The sequence below is a fragment of the Microbacterium sp. zg.Y1084 genome (assembly GCF_024623595.1).
Lineage (GTDB): Bacteria > Actinomycetota > Actinomycetes > Actinomycetales > Microbacteriaceae > Microbacterium > Microbacterium wangruii.
The window spans coordinates 295960-310737 of record NZ_JANJGV010000003.1 but is presented as its reverse complement, the minus strand read 5'-3'; the positions used below and the strand labels follow the sequence as shown (position 1 = coordinate 310737).

Below are 14778 nucleotides of genomic sequence, written 5' to 3'. Positions count from 1 at the left end.
GCGATGGCTCAGACCGTGGCGGGAACTCCCAGGCGACCGTCGACCATCTCGAGCACGCGGTCGCAGTGCTCCAGCACATCGCGGTCGTGGGTGACCATGACCACGGCGACGCCGGCGTCGTGCGCCCGGTCGGCGAGCAGCTGGACCACTTCGTGGCTGCGGCGGCGGTCGAGGGCCGCAGTGGGCTCATCGACCAGCAGCAGGGTGGGCTGGTTCACCAGCGCACGGGCGATGCCGACACGCTGACGCTCGCCGCCGGAGAGCTCCCCGGGACGGTGACCGGCGCGGTGGCTCATGCCCACCGACTCCAGCACGGGCGCCGGGTCGACGTGGCGGTTGCCCGCCAGGCGCCCGGCGAGGCGCAGCTGGTCCGCGGCCGTGAGGGCGGGCAGCAGGTTGCCGGACTGGAAGACGAACCCGATGTTGCGCAGACGGAACCGTGCGCGGGTGCGCTTGGAGAGCGTCGCCAGATCGGTGCCGTGCACGCGCACGGTGCCGCTGTCGGGGTGTGCCAGCGCGCCGGCGATCGCCAGCAGCGACGACTTGCCGGAGCCCGAGGGACCGACGATGGCGAGGAACTCGCCAGGCATGACGGTCAGCGACACGTCATCGAGGGCACGCACGCGCGAGTCGCCGTCGCCGAGCTCGAGCACGGCGTTGCTGATGTCGAGGGCGGGGGTGTTGTCGGTGCTCATCGCTGGCCTCCCAGGGCTCGGAGCGGGTCGATTCGGACGATGCGCAGCACCGCGACGCCGGCGCCGATGAGTCCGAGCAGGATCGTCAGGCCGGATGCCAGGGCGATCGGTGCCGCTTCGAGGTCGAAGGGCATGGCGGCGGGCATGAGCGCACCCAGGCCGACGCCGGCGGCCACACCGAGGGCGGTGAAGCCGACGAGGAGGATGGCAGCCTGCATCAGGCTGTCACGCAGCAGGTAGCGGCTGGATGCTCCGACGGCGCGCAGGACCGCGAGGTCGTGGCTGCGCTGGATGGTCCAGACGGTGAAGAACGCACCCACGACGAGCGCGGAGATGGCATACAGGAAGAACTGGATCATGCTGAGCGTCAGCGTCTCGGCCTCGTAGCCGGGCGAGGCGTTGAACGACTCGGTCAGCGTCATCGTGGTCGTATCGGCGTCCGCGTCGATGGCGGCGTAATCGGGCTTCGCCCCGTCGGCGGCCTTCAGTGCGACGACGCTCGAGAACGGGAAGTCCAGTTCGGCGATCTGCGCCTGCGTGGGCGCACCGGGCTGAGTGGCACCGGCGGCCATGAGCTTCCAGGTGTCCAGCGGCAGGTAGGCGACGTCGACGTGGCCGAAGGTGGCCTGACCCTCGGTGAACCCCACCACGGTGAGCTCGAGGTCGAGGCGGTCGAGCGTCACGACGGTGCCGATCTCGACGTCCTCATCCTTCATCGGCTCCGAGACGACGATCCCACCGGGAGTGGCGATCCCGTCACCGGAAGACACCGGAGGCGCCAGGAACCCGTCGGGCTCGACGCCGAACAGCGTCAGGTCGATCTGGGTGCCGTCGTCGGTCACACCGTTGACGATGTTGACGCCCATCGGCTCGGCTTCGGCGATGCCCTCGGCGTCCTGCCAGGCGGCCAGCTGGTCACCGTCGACGACGGAGCGGCTGAAGGCGTTGTCCTTCTTGGTGCCGCCGTCGAAGGCGAACGCGGTCGCGGGCATCGATTTGAGGCCGGACACGCCGTCGTTGACCAGTCCCGACGACAGGCCGGACAGCAGCACGACGAGCAGGGAGATGAGGGCGATGACGACCCCCATCAAAGCGAAGCGGCCACGGGCGAATTTCAGTTCGCGCAAGGCGAGGAACATGAAGGATTCCGTTCTCGGGGGTTATCGACGGTCCGTCGACATCATGCCGACAGTCTGTCACCAAAAGCTGGGAGGAAGATCAGCGCGTACCCGCGTACGCGACGACGCCCGCCCCGGCGAGCGGGACGGGCGTCATGCGGATGCCGGCAAGCCCGGCGAGGGGCTACTTCCAGACCGTCGCAAGCAGGATGTTCACGACGGTGAGCAGACCGATCGTGGGCAGCACCCACGAAGCGACCTGCTCCTTCTTGCGGTTGATCAGCGCGATGACGATGATCGCGATCAGGACGACCAGCTTGACGCTGATCTTGACGTTGTTCGGCTCGTTGCCGATCGGGTACTGCAGACCGACGAGGATCACGCCGGTCACGAGCATCGTCCAGGCGCCGTGCATCATGGCGGGCAGCACTCGGGGGGTACCGCGACGGGCGGATCCCATCTGGTAGAGGACGCCTCCGAGCAGAGCGGCCACGCCGATGATGTGAATGGCGAGGATGACGTTCTTCAGAATCTCCATGCCCCCACCTTACCGACACCCCGTCGGCACAATGACCACGGTCGATCTGCGCGCCCCTCGTCCACCGAGGCGCTCAGTCGGCGTCGGTCGCCACGACCGTCTCCCCGGCCCCGTGCGGCGTCACGAGCACCCGCGAGATGCGGCGTCGGTCGATCTCGGCGACCTGGATCGTCGCACCGGGCACCTCCACCTTGTCCCCGACGACCGCCAGCCTGCCGAGCTGCTCGACGACGAAGCCGGCGACGGTGTCGGACGCCCCGCGGGGCAGACTGATGCCGGTGGCCTCCTCGAAGTCCTGCAGGTTCAGCCGGCCGTCCACGAGCCCGCCGTGGGCGGCGAGCTGCGCGGGCGCCACCTCGGTGTCGTACTCGTCGAAGATCTCCCCCACGACTTCCTCCACGAGGTCTTCGAGGGTCACGATGCCGTCGGTGCCGCCGTATTCGTCCACGACGACGGCGATCTGGTCGTTCTCGGCGCGCATGCCGGTGAGGGTGGGAAGCACCCGCGCGGTGGAGGGCAGATAGCGGATGGGACGGAGGATGCCGGCCAGCGGGGCTTCGGCGTCGGTCGCGGCCGCTTCGAGCACGTCCCGCACGTGCACGAACCCGGTGATGTCGTCGATCGACTGATCCAGCACCGGGTACCGCGAGAATGGCAGGTCGCGCACCCGCGCTGCCGCGGAGGAGACGGTGTTGTCGAGGTCCAGCGTGACCACCTCGGGCCGGGGGCGCATGACCTCGCTCAGGTGACGGTGGCGGATCGACAGCACGTCGTCGAGGATGCGCCGCTCGTCCTCGGGAAGGCCCTCGTGGCTCGACACGATGTCGCGCAGCTCCTCGTCGCTGAGGCCCTCCGCCGTCTTGTCCGGGTCGCCCCCGAGCAGTCGCACCATGAAGTTCGTCGACACCGACAGCAGCCAGATCACCGGGCGCATGAGCCGCGCGAAGCCGTTCACGAGCGGCGCGACACCGTAGGCGAACTGCGCATTGCGCTGGATGGCCAGCCGCTTGGGCACGAGCTCCCCCAGCACCAGCGACAGGTAGGCGATCGCGAGGGTCAGCAGGATGGTGGCGACGAGCGTCGCGGTCGACTCGGACAAGCCCCAGGAGACGAACAGCGGCGCGACCGAGGGTGCGATCGACGAGGCGCCGAACGCCGCCGAGGCGAAACCGGCGACCGTCACACCGATCTGCACGGCCGAGAGGAACGTGTTCGGGTTGCGTGCCAGCTCGGCGACCTTCTGTCCGCGCGGCCCGCGCAGCGCGATCGCGTTCAGCTGACTCTCGCGCAGTGTGACCAGCGCCATCTCGGTCGCCGCGAACACCCCGCCGATCAGCACGAAGAGGATGACGAGGGCGATGTTGAGCAGCAGATCCCCGCTCATCTCAGGCCTCCCCGCCGCTGCGGCATCCCGTCGTCGCGTCCATGACTCCAGCGTACGGAACCGCTCACCGCAGCGCGCCGCGGGTGAGCCAGTGCTGCAGGGCCGCGTAGGCCTCGGCCCGGGGATCGGCGCTGGAGAGGAAGAGGTCGTGGATGCCGCCCCTGATGCGCTCCACGCTGACGCGCCGCCCGAGGCGGGTGGCGGCCTTGGCGATGTCGTCGACGATCAGCACCGAGTCGGTGGAGGTCATGTGCTGCGACCACACCATGGGATTCGACGACCGCTCCGCCAGCATCACCAGGGCGGGACACCCCACGTCGAGCCCCGCCGCCACCCGCCGGTGCCCGTCGAGGATGGCGGCGAGCCATCCAGGGTGGGTCGGAAACCCCCGGTCCGGTCGCCACAGGGCGCGTGGCGGGTCCGCGGGCAGCGACCCCAGCTCGGTCTGCGCGCGCGTGTAGAACCCGAGGTCGACCACCGGGTGCGCGCCGAGGGGGTCCATCCGCGCCCGCACCTGGACCAGTGGCGCGATGGCCTGGCGCCCGATCGCGCCCAGTTGCAGCTCCAGCCACGGACTGTTGAGCACGAGCGCTGCCGCGCGACCCTCGTGCCGGGCGGCCCACAGGGTCAGGGTCAATCCGCCGGTGGAGTGCCCCATCAGCACCAGCCGCCGCCCCGACGCGGCGTCCGGCGGGTGGCCCATGACCGCGAGCGCCGCGCCGATGTCGGCTCCGTATTCGTCGAGGTTGGTGATGTAGCCGGGCGTCTGCCCCTCGCGCAGGCTGCGCCCGTACTTGCGCAGGTCCAGCGCGTAGAACCGCGCCCCGAGGTGGTTCCAGAACCGGGCCAGCTCCGTCTGGAAGAAGTAGTCCGACCAGCCGTGCACGTAGAGCACGTCGACGTCGCGCAGGGGCTGGGTCAGGCGCGCGGTCAACGAGGGCAGGCTGCGCACGAGTGTCGCGACGACCGGCCCCTCGTCGTCCTCGCCCAGGGGCAGGGTGAGGCTCTCGAACGGCGCTCCGAGGATGTCGGTGATCCACTGCTCGGGCATGCGGCCAGCCTACGGGGGCGGCGGCCGGTGGCGCGGGGTGGCGATGCTCGTCCACGCTCGCGGAATGCCATCCCCCTATGCTTCGGGGATCGTGATCGGGTGCGCGATGCTCGGGCTGATCGCCACGACCCAGTGGATGGCGTCGTTCACCATGGGCATGGGCCTGGCCGACACCTTCATGACGTCGGGCGCGGATGCCACGCCATTCGGGCCCGCGCTGATGGTCGCCGGGCAGATCGCGATCACCACGGCCGTCGTCCTGGCCATCGCGGCGCCCCGCGCCCGCGCGCTACTCGCCGCGTGAGACGGCGATCATCTCCTCGCGCGAGACCACCTTCACGCGGGCACGCTCGCGTGCGGCGCCCAGGGCGACCTCGTACTCGTCGAGACGGTGCCAGCCCTCCAGGTCGGTCCACCGCACCCCACGGGATGCCAGCAGCTCGGGGATCGCTTCTTCCGAGGGGTCCTCGGGCGTCCACCACGAGCCCTGGTCATTGATGATGTGGCTCACCGTCTCCATGGCGTCCGACTTGGTGTGGCCGATGAGGCCGACGGGGCCGCGCTTGATCCAGCCGGTGGCGTAGACGCCGGGGACCCGCTCGTTGGAGTCCTTGTGCAGCACCTGCCCCTCCTGGTTGGGGATGACGCCATGGCGCTTGTCGAACGGCACGCCCGGCAGCGGCGACCCGAAGTAGCCGACGGCCCGGTACAGCGCCTGCACGGCGATCTCGCGCAGCTCCCCCGTGCCCTCGACGCCGCCCTGACCGTCGGGACGCGTGCGCTCGTAGACGAAGGCGGTGACCCGGCCCTCGGCATCCTTCTTCACCTCGACCGGACGTGCCCAGAAGTGCAGATGCAGCCGGCGCGATGCCTCGCCGCCGGCGTTGTTCGCCGACGGACGCTGACGCCACGACTGCAGCACGCGGTCGATGACCATGACCTGCTTGTTGCTGGCGACCGCGGCGCGGGACGCCTCGTCGTAGTCGAAGTCCTCGTCGTAGACCACCATGTCGACGTCGCGCAGCTCACCGAGCTCGCGCAGCTCGAGGGGAGTGAACTTCACCTGTGCGGGACCGCGGCGGCCGAACACGTGCACGTCGGTGACGGGCGAGGCCTTCAGGCCCTCGTAGACGTTGTCGGGGATCTCGGTGGGGAGCAGATCGTCGGGGTGCTTGACCAGCATGCGCGTGACATCGAGGGCCACGTTGCCGTTGCCGATGACCGCGATCGACTCGGCCTCGAGCGGCCACGTGCGCGGCACGTCGGGGTGACCGTCGAACCAGCTGACGAAGTCGGCCGCGCCGAACGAGCCCTCGGCGTCGATGCCGGGGATGTCCAGCGCGGTGTCGCGGATGGCGCCGGTGGCGAAGATGACCGCGTTGTAGTGACGCTTGAGGTCGTCGAGGGTGATGTCCTCACCGAAGCGCACGTTGCCGAACAAGCGGATGTCGCCGCTGTCGAGCACGCCGCGCAGCGCCGTGACGATGCCCTTGATGCGCGGGTGGTCGGGCGCGACGCCGTAGCGCACCAGGCCGTAGGGGGCGGGAAGCTGCTCGAACAGGTCGATCGAGACGTCGAAGCGGCGCTCGGCCTTGAGCAGGATGTCGGCGGCGTAGATCCCTGCGGGGCCGGCGCCCACGATCGCGAGTCGCAACTTGGTCATGATGTCCTTTCGTGATCGACGGCCGGCACCTGCCGGTCCCGTCGCAGCGTGTCGGGTGCCGTCAGCTGGAGCGGTCGGCGACGGCGCGCGCGAAGCGGGTGAGGCCCTCGCGCACCGCACCGTCGGGGAGGGGGTCCAGCGCGGCGATCGCGGCATCCGACCAGTCGCCCGCCAGGTCGCGGGTCGCGGCAGTGGCCTCGTGGTCGCGCAGCCGCGCGAGCGGACGGTCGAGCACGGCCGGGTCGGCGCCCTCGGCGATGGCCGCGACGCCCTCGTCGATCTCACGGTGCAGCGCCTGCGACGCGGCATCGGTGCGCTGGCCGAGCAGCAGGTAGGGCATGGTCGGCACCCCCGCGCGCAGGTCGGTGCCGGGCACCTTGCCCGTCTCGTCGGGGTCGGCGGAGAGGTCGATGACGTCGTCGAGCAGCTGGAAGGCGACGCCCGCCTTCTCGCCGAAGGTCACCAACGGCTCCTCGTACTCGCGCGGCCCGTCGCTGAACGCGACGCCGGCCTGCGCGGATGCCGCGATCAGCGACCCGGTCTTGTCGGCGAGCACCTGCAGGTAGAACGCCACGGGATCCTCGTCGGCGCGCGGCCCGACGGTCTCGTGCATCTGGCCGAGCACGAGGCGCTCGAACGTGTCGGCCTGCATGCGGATGGCCCGCTCCCCCAGTCGCGCCATCAGCTGGCTGGCGCGGGAGAACAGCAGGTCGCCGGTGAGGATCGCGACGTTGTTGCCCCACACCGTCTGGGCGCTGGGGACGCCGCGGCGCACGTCCGCCCCGTCCATGACATCGTCGTGGTACAGCGAGCCGAGGTGGGTGAGCTCCAGCGCCGTGGCGCCGGTGATGACGTCGTCGGTGATGCCGTCGCCGAGCTGTGAGGTCAGCAGGGTCAGCATGGGCCGCACGCGCTTGCCGCCCGCCTCGTACAGGTAACGGCTGGTGGCGTCGGCGAGGGTGTCGGCGACCCGCAGCTCGGCGGCGAGGTTCGCCTCGACGCGGTCGAGGCCGTCCTCCACGCGGGTGAGCAGCTTCCGCGCGCGGGGTCCGGCGAACACCCTCTCGGTGAGGCCGAGGCGGTTCGACAGGCGCATGCCCGGCGCAGGGTGGCTTGCAGTCACGCTCTCCAGCCTACCGGGGTCAGGCAGGGGGGATGCCGCCGCTCAGGGAGTGGTCAGGGGTTTGCGAGCCCGGTGCAGGGCGACGATGCCGAACGTGAGGTCGCGGTGGGCGACGTCCGCCCAGCCTGCCTGCCGCATCCAGGCGCTCAGGGTCGTCTGGTCGGGCCAGTCGCGGATCGACTCGTTGAGATAGTCGTACGCGGCGGCGTTCGAGCTGAGGGCCCGCGCGATGACCGGGAGGACGCGGTCGTTGTAGAAGCGGTAGAGACCGGCGAACGCGGGCGAGCGCGGGTGCGAGAACTCGCACACCACGATGCGACCGCCCGGCGCGGTGACGCGCAGCATCTCGGCGAGCGCCTTCTGCGGGTCGGCGACGTTGCGCAGGCCGAACGAGATCGTCACGGCATCGAAGGTGTCGTCGGCGAAGGGCAGCGCGGTGGCGTCGGCCTCGACGAAGGAGAGGTTCGGCACCGCACCGTGACGGCGTCGCCCCTCGGCGATCATGCCGGGCGAGAAGTCGGCCGCGACCACCTCGGCGCCGCTCGCGGCGAGCGCAACCGAGCTCGCGCCGGTGCCGGCGGCGAGATCGAGGATGCGCTGACCGGGCCGAGGGGCGACGGCGCGGGTGGTGGCGACACGCCACAGCTTGTCGTTGCCGAGGCTCAGCGCCGTATTGGTGCGGTCGTACGCGGGGGCGACCTCGTCGAACATGCCGCTCACACGAGCAGGGTCCTTGCCGAGGTCGGCGCGCAGCGGTTCGGAAGTCACCATTCGATCCTACGGCGCGGCGTCAGGGTCGTCCGCGTCGGCGGCAGCCCCGCTGGCGGCGCGCGCGTCCGCAGCGAGCGCCGCGAGACGGGTGAACCAGTGCGCCGCCGTCGCGTCGTCGAACGGCGCCTCGTGCGCGCGCACCCGCGCCTCGAGCGTCACGGCGACGTCCTCGAGCCGCTCCACCACGTCGAGGGGGTACCCGTATGCCACGCGGTGCTCCTCCCATTCGTCGCGGTCGTCGACGTAGACGCCGGTGCCGACATGGTCGACGACGTCGAGGTCCATGTCGATGCCCACCGGCTCGCCGTCCTGCCAGCCGGCGTCCCAGGCCAGGTCGATGTAGATCCGGGTGCGGTGCGGCGGCGCGTTCATGGTCAGCACCCAGTCACCGTCGGGCGGGATCAGACTGACGTTCGGGTGCTCGGCGATGACATCGCGCCCCGGCCGCACGCTGCGATCGCCCGGTCGCTGACCGACCCAGTCGCCCCACCGGTCGCTGCCGAGATAGACGCACTCGTGCACCCAGTGCACCCCGCCGTCCCATTTGCGCCAGCGGAATGACAGGCGGGTGCCGGGCGCGGGACGACGCGGCGGCTCGGGGGCGACGGTCATCTTCGCGAGTCTAGGCTGGAAGGCGTGTCTGTGTCCCTTCCGCATCTCGTCGTCCGGACCCGCGAGACGGACCACGTCGAAGACCTGCTGACCTTCACCTCCCCGACCCGCCCGACCGCGTGGATGCGCCGCGGCGACGGCATGGTCGGCTGGGGCGCGGCCCACACGTTCACGGTCGCCGACGGGGATGCCGCGGGCGAGCTCTCGCGGCAGTGGACCGCTCTGGCCGCCGCCGCCGACATCGACGACCCGGTGGGTCTTCCCGGCACCGGGCTCGTGGCGTTCGGCGCGCTGACGTTCGACACCCGATCGCGCCGGGCGGGCGAGCTGCACGTGCCGCGCGTCATCGTGGGCCGCCGCGGGGGACGAGGCTGGGTGACCACCATCGACCCCGCCGGCGAGGGACCCCTGGAGCCGCACGAGACGCCGTACGGCGGGCACTGGGCCGGCACGCTCGGGCCGGGCGAGCAGTCCGCCGAGGGATACCTCGCTTCCGTGCGCGCCGGGCTGGACGCCATCGCCGCGGGCGAGGTGGGCAAGGTGGTGCTCGCGCGCGACCTGCGCGGCACCGCCCCGGCCGGTTCGGATCTTCGCCGGCTCGCGCGTGCGCTGGCATCCGACTACCCCGACACCTGGACCTTCGCCGTGGACGGGATCATCGGCGCGAGTCCGGAGACCCTCGTCACCGTGCACGGGGGCACTGTGACCGCCCGCGTGCTCGCCGGCACCACCCCCCGCGGCGCCGACGCCGACGCCGACACGGCCGCGGCGTCCGCGCTCGCCTCGAGCGGCAAGGATCTCGACGAGCACGAGTTCGCGGTGCAGAGCGTGCTGTCGTCACTGCGCCCCTACACCCGGGCGCTCGTCGCCGGCGAGGCGCCGTTCACCCTCAAGCTGCCCAACGTCTGGCACCTGGCCACCGACGTCGAGGGCGAGCTCGGCGGCGTGGCCTCGGCGCTGGACCTCGTCGGCGCGCTGCACCCCACCGCCGCCGTGGCGGGCACCCCGACCGCCGCGGCGATCGAGGTCATCCGGCGCCTGGAGCCCTTCGACCGCGGCCGGTACGCCGGGCCCGTCGGCTGGATCGACGCGCACGGCGACGGCGAGTGGGCGATCGCGCTGCGCTGCGCGCAGTTCGACCTTCCCGCCGACGAGGCGGCGCCGATCGCTGTGACCGCCTACGCCGGCGCCGGCATCGTGCCCGGCAGCGACCCCGAGACCGAGCTCATCGAGACGCGGGTGAAGTTCCGGCCGATCGTGGACGCGCTGGCGTAGCGTCCGCCACGCACGGCCCGCCCTGCCGGACGGAGCGTCATGTGGCCTCGAGGCGTCGCTTCTCCGCCTCGACGTCGAAGGTGGCCGGCGGCCACTGCGGGTCGAGGCGTTCCAGCGTCGCCAGCAGCAGGTGCTGCACCGCGATGCGCGCGTACCACTTGCGACCGGCGGGGACGACGTACCAGGGCGCGACGTCGGTGGAGGTGCGGTCGAACACCGTCTGGTAGGCATCCATGTACTGCGGCCAGAGAAGGCGTTCATCGATGTCGCCGGGGTTGTACTTCCAGTGCTTCTCCGGCCGCTCCAGGCGCTGCATCAGGCGCTCCTTCTGCTCAGCCGGGGAGATGTGCAGCATCACCTTCACGATGGTGGTGCCGGCGTCGGAGATGCGCCGCTCGAAGTCGTTGATCGCCCCGTATCGGCGCTCGATCTCCTCCGGCGGCGCGAGCTCGCGCACCCGGCCGATCAGCACATCCTCGTAGTGCGAGCGGTCGAAGACGCCGATGTAACCGGGGTGGGGCACGTGCTTCTCGATGCGCCAGAGGAAGTCGTGGGCGAGCTCCTCCGCCGTCGGCTTCTTGAACGCCTTCAGGTGGATGCCCTGCGGGTCCGTCGCACCGATGACGTGCCGCACGATGCCGCCCTTGCCTGCGGTGTCCATCGCCTGCAGCACCAGCAGCACCGAGGGCTTGGTCGGATCCTCGCGACTCTGGGCGTAGAGGCGCTCCTGCAGCTCGTCGAACTCATGCGCTCCGGCGACGAGATCCTCCGCGGCCTTGGCCTTGTCCTTGCCGTACCCGGGTGTCGCACGGCTGTCGACGTCGGCGAGGCGGAACCCCTCCCGCACCCGCAGCGTCTCGATCAGGTCGACGGTGACATTGGACTGACTTCTCGCGGTCATGCAGTCATCATGGCGGATGCCGGAGCCCGCGGCACCGGGTTCGTGCGCCGAACCCTCAGCGCCCGGCGCTCACCGCGGCAGCGGCACTTCGATGAGCTGGCGTCCGCCGACAGGCGAGGTGAGCGCCTGGTCGAGCGCCGCCCGCGTCGTGACCCGCTGGTACTCCCAGCCATAGGCGGTGGCCAGCTGCTCCAGCCGCGCGGTCTGCGGGGTGTACAGCACCCGTTCCATGGCCGAGGCCTGTGCGACGGCGGCCACCTCGAGCCCGTCGAAGATCGTTCCGCCCCCGTCGTTGCCGACGATCACCTGCAGGCGGGGCTCCTCCTCATGCGGCGGGAGCAGCAGCGCCCCGACGTCGTGGAGGAACGTGAGGTCGCCCATGAGCACGCGGGTGACGCCCGGCGCGCCGATCACCTGCGAGGCCAGGGCGATGCCCGTGGCCGTCGCGATCGTGCCGTCGATGCCCGCGAGGCCACGGTTGGCGTGGACGGGCACCTTCTTGCCGCCGAGCACCGCATCGGCGACGCGCACGAGGCGCGAGGACCCGAACACCAGGCGGTCGTGCGGCCACGTGGCGCGCCACACCGCGTCGACGAGCGCCTCGCGGTCCAGTGGCGCCCTGATGGCCTGCAGCTCGGCGGCGATCGCACCGAGTCGCGCGGCGGGCGAGGCCGAGGCGAGGCCGACCGCGTCGGGCGCGGGCGGGGCGAGATCGACCGCGGCGTCCCGCGAGGCCCGCATCCACTCCGGCAGCCACTGCGGGTCGGCGTCCCTGGCGGAGACCGTCACCGCGGCGGCGGCCACGGTCGCTCCGTTGAGGTTGAGGGGCTCCCCCGGGCCGCGGACGGCGATGACCTCGACGTCGTCGCGCGAGAGCAGGGCGACGACCTCGCGGCTGAGGGTGGGGTGGCCGAAGACGACGGCACGCTGCACGCGACCGCCCAGGCGCGGATCGCGCAGCAGCCCGCGATAGCCGTGCACGAGCTGACGGCCGAACCGCGCGCCGCTGACGATCTCGGCCACGAGCGGCCACCCGCCGCGGTGGGCGAGCTCCTCTGCGGCGGGCCCGGCGTCGGCACCGGCGATCACGAGGGTGCGCGGGCCCGGCTCCAGCACGACCGGTGCGTCGTCGGCGGCGGGCACATCCGCCCGTCCGATGCCGCCACCGCCCTGGTACAGCGCGCCCGAATCGTCCCCGGAGGCAGGGATCGGGGCGGCGTCCGGCGCGCCGGACGGATCGTCCGCAGCGGTGGGGTCGACGGCCGCGGCCGCGATGAGCCACGGGGGCAGGGTCCCGGCCAGCGGCTCCCGGCACGGAAGGTTCAGATGCACCGGTCCGCGCGGCAGCGCCCCGTAGCCCAGGCTCGCCTCGAACGCGTCGTCCGCGACGGCGCGCAGCATCGCCGACTGCTCGTCGGTGCCGTCGGCGTCGATGCGGTCGGGCACCGGAAGGTCGGCCTCGCGCCGCACCGCGGCGGAGAACATGCCGGGCTGGCGGGTGGTCTGGTTCGCGCCGACGCCGCGGAGCTCCGGGGGACGATCGGCGGTGAGCAGCAGCAGCGGAACGCCCGCGTGGTGCGCCTCGAGGGCGGCCGGCAGCAGATTGGCGGCGGCGGTGCCGGAGGTGCAGATCACCGCAGCGGGAACGCCCGACTCACGGCCGAGGCCCAGAGCGGTGAACCCGGCGACCCGTTCGTCGATGCGCACGTGCAGCCGCACCACGCCGCGGCTTTCGAGTTCGGCGGCGATCAGCGCGAGCGCCTGCGAGCGCGAGCCCGGGCTGAGCACGATGTCGCGCACGCCGCGTTCGACGAGTCGGCCCAGCAGCGCGGCGGCGGCATCCGTGGCCGGGGACCGCTCCCCTGCGCTCATGCGTCGGTCGGGCGCGGCGGCGGGGGGTTGCCCCAGTGCGGATCGTCGTCCTCCGAGTCGAGGGCCTTCAGCTCCTCCTCGATGCGGCGGATGCGCTCATCCGTGTCGCGGATGTCGCCGATGCGGCCGAGGAACTCGGGGTCGTCATCCGGCGCCTTCGGCCGCGGCATCGCCGAGGAACGAGTGCGGCCCACCGCGAACCAGAGCACGCCACCGAGCACCGGCAGCAGCGCCACGATCAGGATCCACACCGGCTTGCTGACGCCACGGTGCCGGCTGGGGTGCTGAACGGCGCAGTCGACGATGCTGTAGACCCAGAACAGGATCAACAGCAGCGCAACGATGAGCAGGATACGCGCCACGCGTTCCATCCTAGGCGCGCTGGGCTGAGCGGGCGCCCAGAGGAGTGGAACCGGGCCGCCCTCGTCATGCCGCGTAGGATGGCGGGTGTGAAAGCACGCTCCGTGATCGTCTACTCGGTGCTGCGACTGTTGGCGTTCCTGGTGCCGTTCGGCATCATGATGCTGTTTCCGATCATGCGGGAGTTCTACTGGCTCTCGGCGATCTTCGCCGCGCTGATCGGGCTGAGCCTGTCGCTGCTGTTCCTGCGCGCGCCGCTGGACGACGTCACGGCGGGCCTGGCCGACCGCCGTGCGCGGCGCACCGAGCACCTGGATGCCGACGCGGAGGATGCCGCGAACGACGCCGTGAGCAGATCTACCGGCGACGACACCGACGCTGCCGGCCCCGGCACCACGGCCGGTCCCGCCGCACGCTGACTCAGCCCGCGAAGGCCCACAGCAGCAGCGCGCCGTACGCCACCGACGTCAGCGACGTGACGCCCAGGGCGACGACCAGCTCCCGCGGGGCGCGGTAGGTCCACACGATGAGGATCGCCGCGGCGGCCGGGATCAGTGCCAGCAGCGTCAGCCAGGCGATCGGGTAGAACAGCGCCAGGTACGCCGCGATGGCGAACGGGATCAGCAGGAACAGTGTGAACAGCGCCTGAGTGGCGCGCTTGCCGATGCGCACCGTGAGGGTGCGCTTGCCGGCCAGACGGTCCTGGTCGATGTCGCGCAGGTTGTTCGCCAGCAGCACCGCGCAGGCCAGCAGACCCGCGCCCACCGCGCCGAACCACGCCTCCTGCGGCACGACGCCGACCTGCACGAACGTGGTGCCGACGGTGGCGACGAGCCCGAAGAAGACGAAGACGAAGAGCTCACCGAGGCCGGCATAGCCATAGGGCCGCTTGCCGCCGGTGTAGAACCAGGCCGCGATGATGCAGACCGCGCCGATCGCGAGCATCCACCAGTGCTGGGTGCGGATCACGATCGCGATTCCGGCGATCGCGGCGACGGCGAAGAACGCGAGGGCCACGATCAGCACGGTGCGCGGCCGGGCCTTGCGTGAGGCGGTGAGGCGCGCCGGGCCGACGCGGTGGTCGTCGGTGCCCCGGATGCCGTCGCTGTAGTCGTTGGCGAAGTTGACGCCGATCTGCAGTGCGACCGCCACCACGAGGCAGGCCAGGGCGAGCGCCCAGTGGAACGCCGGCTCGACGACCAGCGCGGCGCCGGTGCCGATGAGCACGGGCGTCACCGCCAGCGGCAGTGTGCGCAGCCGGGCGGCTCCGATCCAGTCGCCGAGCGTCGCGGGCTCGACGCGGGCGGGCGCCTGCGGCGCCTGCGACCGCTGCGGGTTGCCGCGCGTCTTGCGGGCGGATGCCGACGGGGTGCGCTTCTTCTTACGGGAGGGTGCGGCCACGACCAGTCAGTTTA

At 71.6% G+C, this 14778-nt stretch carries 16 protein-coding genes; 3 read left to right on the top strand and 13 right to left on the bottom strand.

Annotation, left to right across the window (positions count from 1 at the left end):
- Positions 1 to 8: 8 nt before the first annotated feature.
- The 5 genes from NQ165_RS05975 to NQ165_RS05955 form a co-directional block, all read right to left on the bottom strand.
- Positions 9 to 695 carry an ABC transporter ATP-binding protein gene (locus NQ165_RS05975; protein ID WP_257526088.1) on the bottom strand — a complete coding sequence of 229 codons (687 nt, stop codon included), beginning with the start codon at positions 693 to 695 and terminating at the stop codon, positions 9 to 11.
- Positions 692 to 1834: an ABC transporter permease gene (locus NQ165_RS05970; protein WP_257532047.1), complete on the bottom strand. Its 1143-nt coding sequence runs from the start codon at positions 1832 to 1834 to the stop codon at positions 692 to 694. Before NQ165_RS05970 ends, NQ165_RS05975 begins: the two co-directional genes overlap by 4 nt.
- Positions 1835 to 1997: 163 nt before the next feature.
- Positions 1998 to 2351, bottom strand: coding sequence for a hypothetical protein (locus NQ165_RS05965; protein ID WP_257526090.1), 354 nt, complete (start codon positions 2349 to 2351; stop codon positions 1998 to 2000).
- Positions 2352 to 2424: 73 nt separating this feature from the next.
- On the bottom strand, positions 2425 to 3735 hold the full coding sequence (locus tag NQ165_RS05960) for a hemolysin family protein (protein WP_257532045.1): 1311 nt from the start codon (positions 3733 to 3735) through the stop codon (positions 2425 to 2427).
- Between the two features lie 64 nt (positions 3736 to 3799).
- Positions 3800 to 4786: an alpha/beta hydrolase gene (locus NQ165_RS05955; RefSeq protein WP_257526093.1), complete on the bottom strand. Its 987-nt coding sequence runs from the start codon at positions 4784 to 4786 to the stop codon at positions 3800 to 3802.
- A 64-nt stretch (positions 4787 to 4850) separates the two neighbouring features.
- Between NQ165_RS05955 and NQ165_RS05950 the strand changes: the two genes are divergently transcribed.
- A complete protein-coding gene (locus NQ165_RS05950; RefSeq protein WP_257526094.1) occupies positions 4851 to 5090 on the top strand; it encodes a hypothetical protein in 240 nt (79 codons plus the stop codon).
- On the opposite strand, the gene NQ165_RS05945 is transcribed toward NQ165_RS05950, so the two are convergent.
- The 4 genes from NQ165_RS05945 to NQ165_RS05930 form a co-directional block, all read right to left on the bottom strand.
- Positions 5076 to 6449 (bottom strand): FAD-dependent oxidoreductase, encoded by a 1374-nt coding sequence (locus tag NQ165_RS05945; RefSeq protein ID WP_257526095.1) that lies wholly within the window; start codon positions 6447 to 6449, stop codon positions 5076 to 5078. The two genes, NQ165_RS05950 and NQ165_RS05945, sit on opposite strands and share 15 nt — an antisense overlap.
- Positions 6450 to 6510: 61 nt before the next feature.
- Positions 6511 to 7545, bottom strand: a complete 1035-nt coding sequence (locus NQ165_RS05940) for a polyprenyl synthetase family protein (protein WP_257532393.1) — start codon at positions 7543 to 7545, stop codon at positions 6511 to 6513.
- Positions 7546 to 7614: 69 nt separating this feature from the next.
- On the bottom strand, positions 7615 to 8283 hold the full coding sequence (ubiE, locus tag NQ165_RS05935) for a bifunctional demethylmenaquinone methyltransferase/2-methoxy-6-polyprenyl-1,4-benzoquinol methylase UbiE (protein WP_374679345.1): 669 nt from the start codon (positions 8281 to 8283) through the stop codon (positions 7615 to 7617).
- A 66-nt stretch (positions 8284 to 8349) separates the two neighbouring features.
- Complete coding sequence (locus NQ165_RS05930) at positions 8350 to 8955, bottom strand: YgaC family protein (RefSeq protein WP_257532043.1); 606 nt, start codon at positions 8953 to 8955, stop codon at positions 8350 to 8352.
- A 15-nt stretch (positions 8956 to 8970) separates the two neighbouring features.
- Here NQ165_RS05930 and NQ165_RS05925 point away from each other — a divergent pair, with 15 nt between their 5' ends.
- Positions 8971 to 10230, top strand: coding sequence for an isochorismate synthase MenF (locus NQ165_RS05925; RefSeq protein WP_257526330.1), 1260 nt, complete (start codon positions 8971 to 8973; stop codon positions 10228 to 10230).
- Positions 10231 to 10267: 37 nt separating this feature from the next.
- Here the strand turns inward: NQ165_RS05925 and NQ165_RS05920 are convergent, their stop codons facing one another.
- The 3 genes from NQ165_RS05920 to NQ165_RS05910 form a co-directional block, all read right to left on the bottom strand.
- The gene (locus NQ165_RS05920; RefSeq protein ID WP_257526098.1) at positions 10268 to 11131 is read right to left on the bottom strand and encodes a polyphosphate kinase 2 family protein; all 864 of its coding nucleotides are present in this window, start codon (positions 11129 to 11131) and stop codon (positions 10268 to 10270) included.
- Between the two features lie 69 nt (positions 11132 to 11200).
- The gene (menD, locus tag NQ165_RS05915) at positions 11201 to 13003 is read right to left on the bottom strand and encodes a 2-succinyl-5-enolpyruvyl-6-hydroxy-3-cyclohexene-1-carboxylic-acid synthase (RefSeq protein WP_257526099.1); all 1803 of its coding nucleotides are present in this window, start codon (positions 13001 to 13003) and stop codon (positions 11201 to 11203) included.
- Positions 13000 to 13365 (bottom strand): PLD nuclease N-terminal domain-containing protein, encoded by a 366-nt coding sequence (locus NQ165_RS05910; RefSeq protein ID WP_257526100.1) that lies wholly within the window; start codon positions 13363 to 13365, stop codon positions 13000 to 13002. The genes menD and NQ165_RS05910 overlap by 4 nt, the downstream gene beginning before the upstream one ends.
- Positions 13366 to 13452: 87 nt before the next feature.
- Here NQ165_RS05910 and NQ165_RS05905 point away from each other — a divergent pair, with 87 nt between their 5' ends.
- The gene (locus tag NQ165_RS05905; protein WP_257526102.1) at positions 13453 to 13782 is read left to right on the top strand and encodes a DUF4229 domain-containing protein; all 330 of its coding nucleotides are present in this window, start codon (positions 13453 to 13455) and stop codon (positions 13780 to 13782) included.
- Position 13783: 1 nt separating this feature from the next.
- Here NQ165_RS05905 and NQ165_RS05900 read toward each other — a convergent pair whose 3' ends face one another.
- Entirely contained in the window at positions 13784 to 14764 is a 981-nt protein-coding gene (locus NQ165_RS05900) for a 1,4-dihydroxy-2-naphthoate polyprenyltransferase (protein ID WP_257526103.1), read from the bottom strand.
- Positions 14765 to 14778 lie beyond the last annotated feature (14 nt).

Bases quoted from the DNA above. Each gene is read 5' to 3' on its own strand.
- NQ165_RS05975 (WP_257526088.1), bottom strand. From the start codon at position 695: ATGAGCACCGACAACACCCCCGCCCTCGACATCAGCAACGCCGTGCTC.
- NQ165_RS05970 (WP_257532047.1), bottom strand. From the start codon at position 1,834: ATGTTCCTCGCCTTGCGCGAACTGAAATTCGCCCGTGGCCGCTTCGCT.
- NQ165_RS05965 (WP_257526090.1), bottom strand. From the start codon at position 2,351: ATGGAGATTCTGAAGAACGTCATCCTCGCCATTCACATCATCGGCGTG.
- NQ165_RS05960 (WP_257532045.1), bottom strand. From the start codon at position 3,735: ATGAGCGGGGATCTGCTGCTCAACATCGCCCTCGTCATCCTCTTCGTG.
- NQ165_RS05955 (WP_257526093.1), bottom strand. From the start codon at position 4,786: ATGCCCGAGCAGTGGATCACCGACATCCTCGGAGCGCCGTTCGAGAGC.
- NQ165_RS05950 (WP_257526094.1), top strand. From the start codon at position 4,851: ATGCCATCCCCCTATGCTTCGGGGATCGTGATCGGGTGCGCGATGCTC.
- NQ165_RS05945 (WP_257526095.1), bottom strand. From the start codon at position 6,449: ATGACCAAGTTGCGACTCGCGATCGTGGGCGCCGGCCCCGCAGGGATC.
- NQ165_RS05940 (WP_257532393.1), bottom strand. From the start codon at position 7,545: ATGCGCCTGTCGAACCGCCTCGGCCTCACCGAGAGGGTGTTCGCCGGA.
- ubiE (WP_374679345.1), bottom strand. From the start codon at position 8,283: ATGTTCGACGAGGTCGCCCCCGCGTACGACCGCACCAATACGGCGCTG.
- NQ165_RS05930 (WP_257532043.1), bottom strand. From the start codon at position 8,955: ATGACCGTCGCCCCCGAGCCGCCGCGTCGTCCCGCGCCCGGCACCCGC.
- NQ165_RS05920 (WP_257526098.1), bottom strand. From the start codon at position 11,131: ATGACCGCGAGAAGTCAGTCCAATGTCACCGTCGACCTGATCGAGACG.
- menD (WP_257526099.1), bottom strand. From the start codon at position 13,003: ATGAGCGCAGGGGAGCGGTCCCCGGCCACGGATGCCGCCGCCGCGCTG.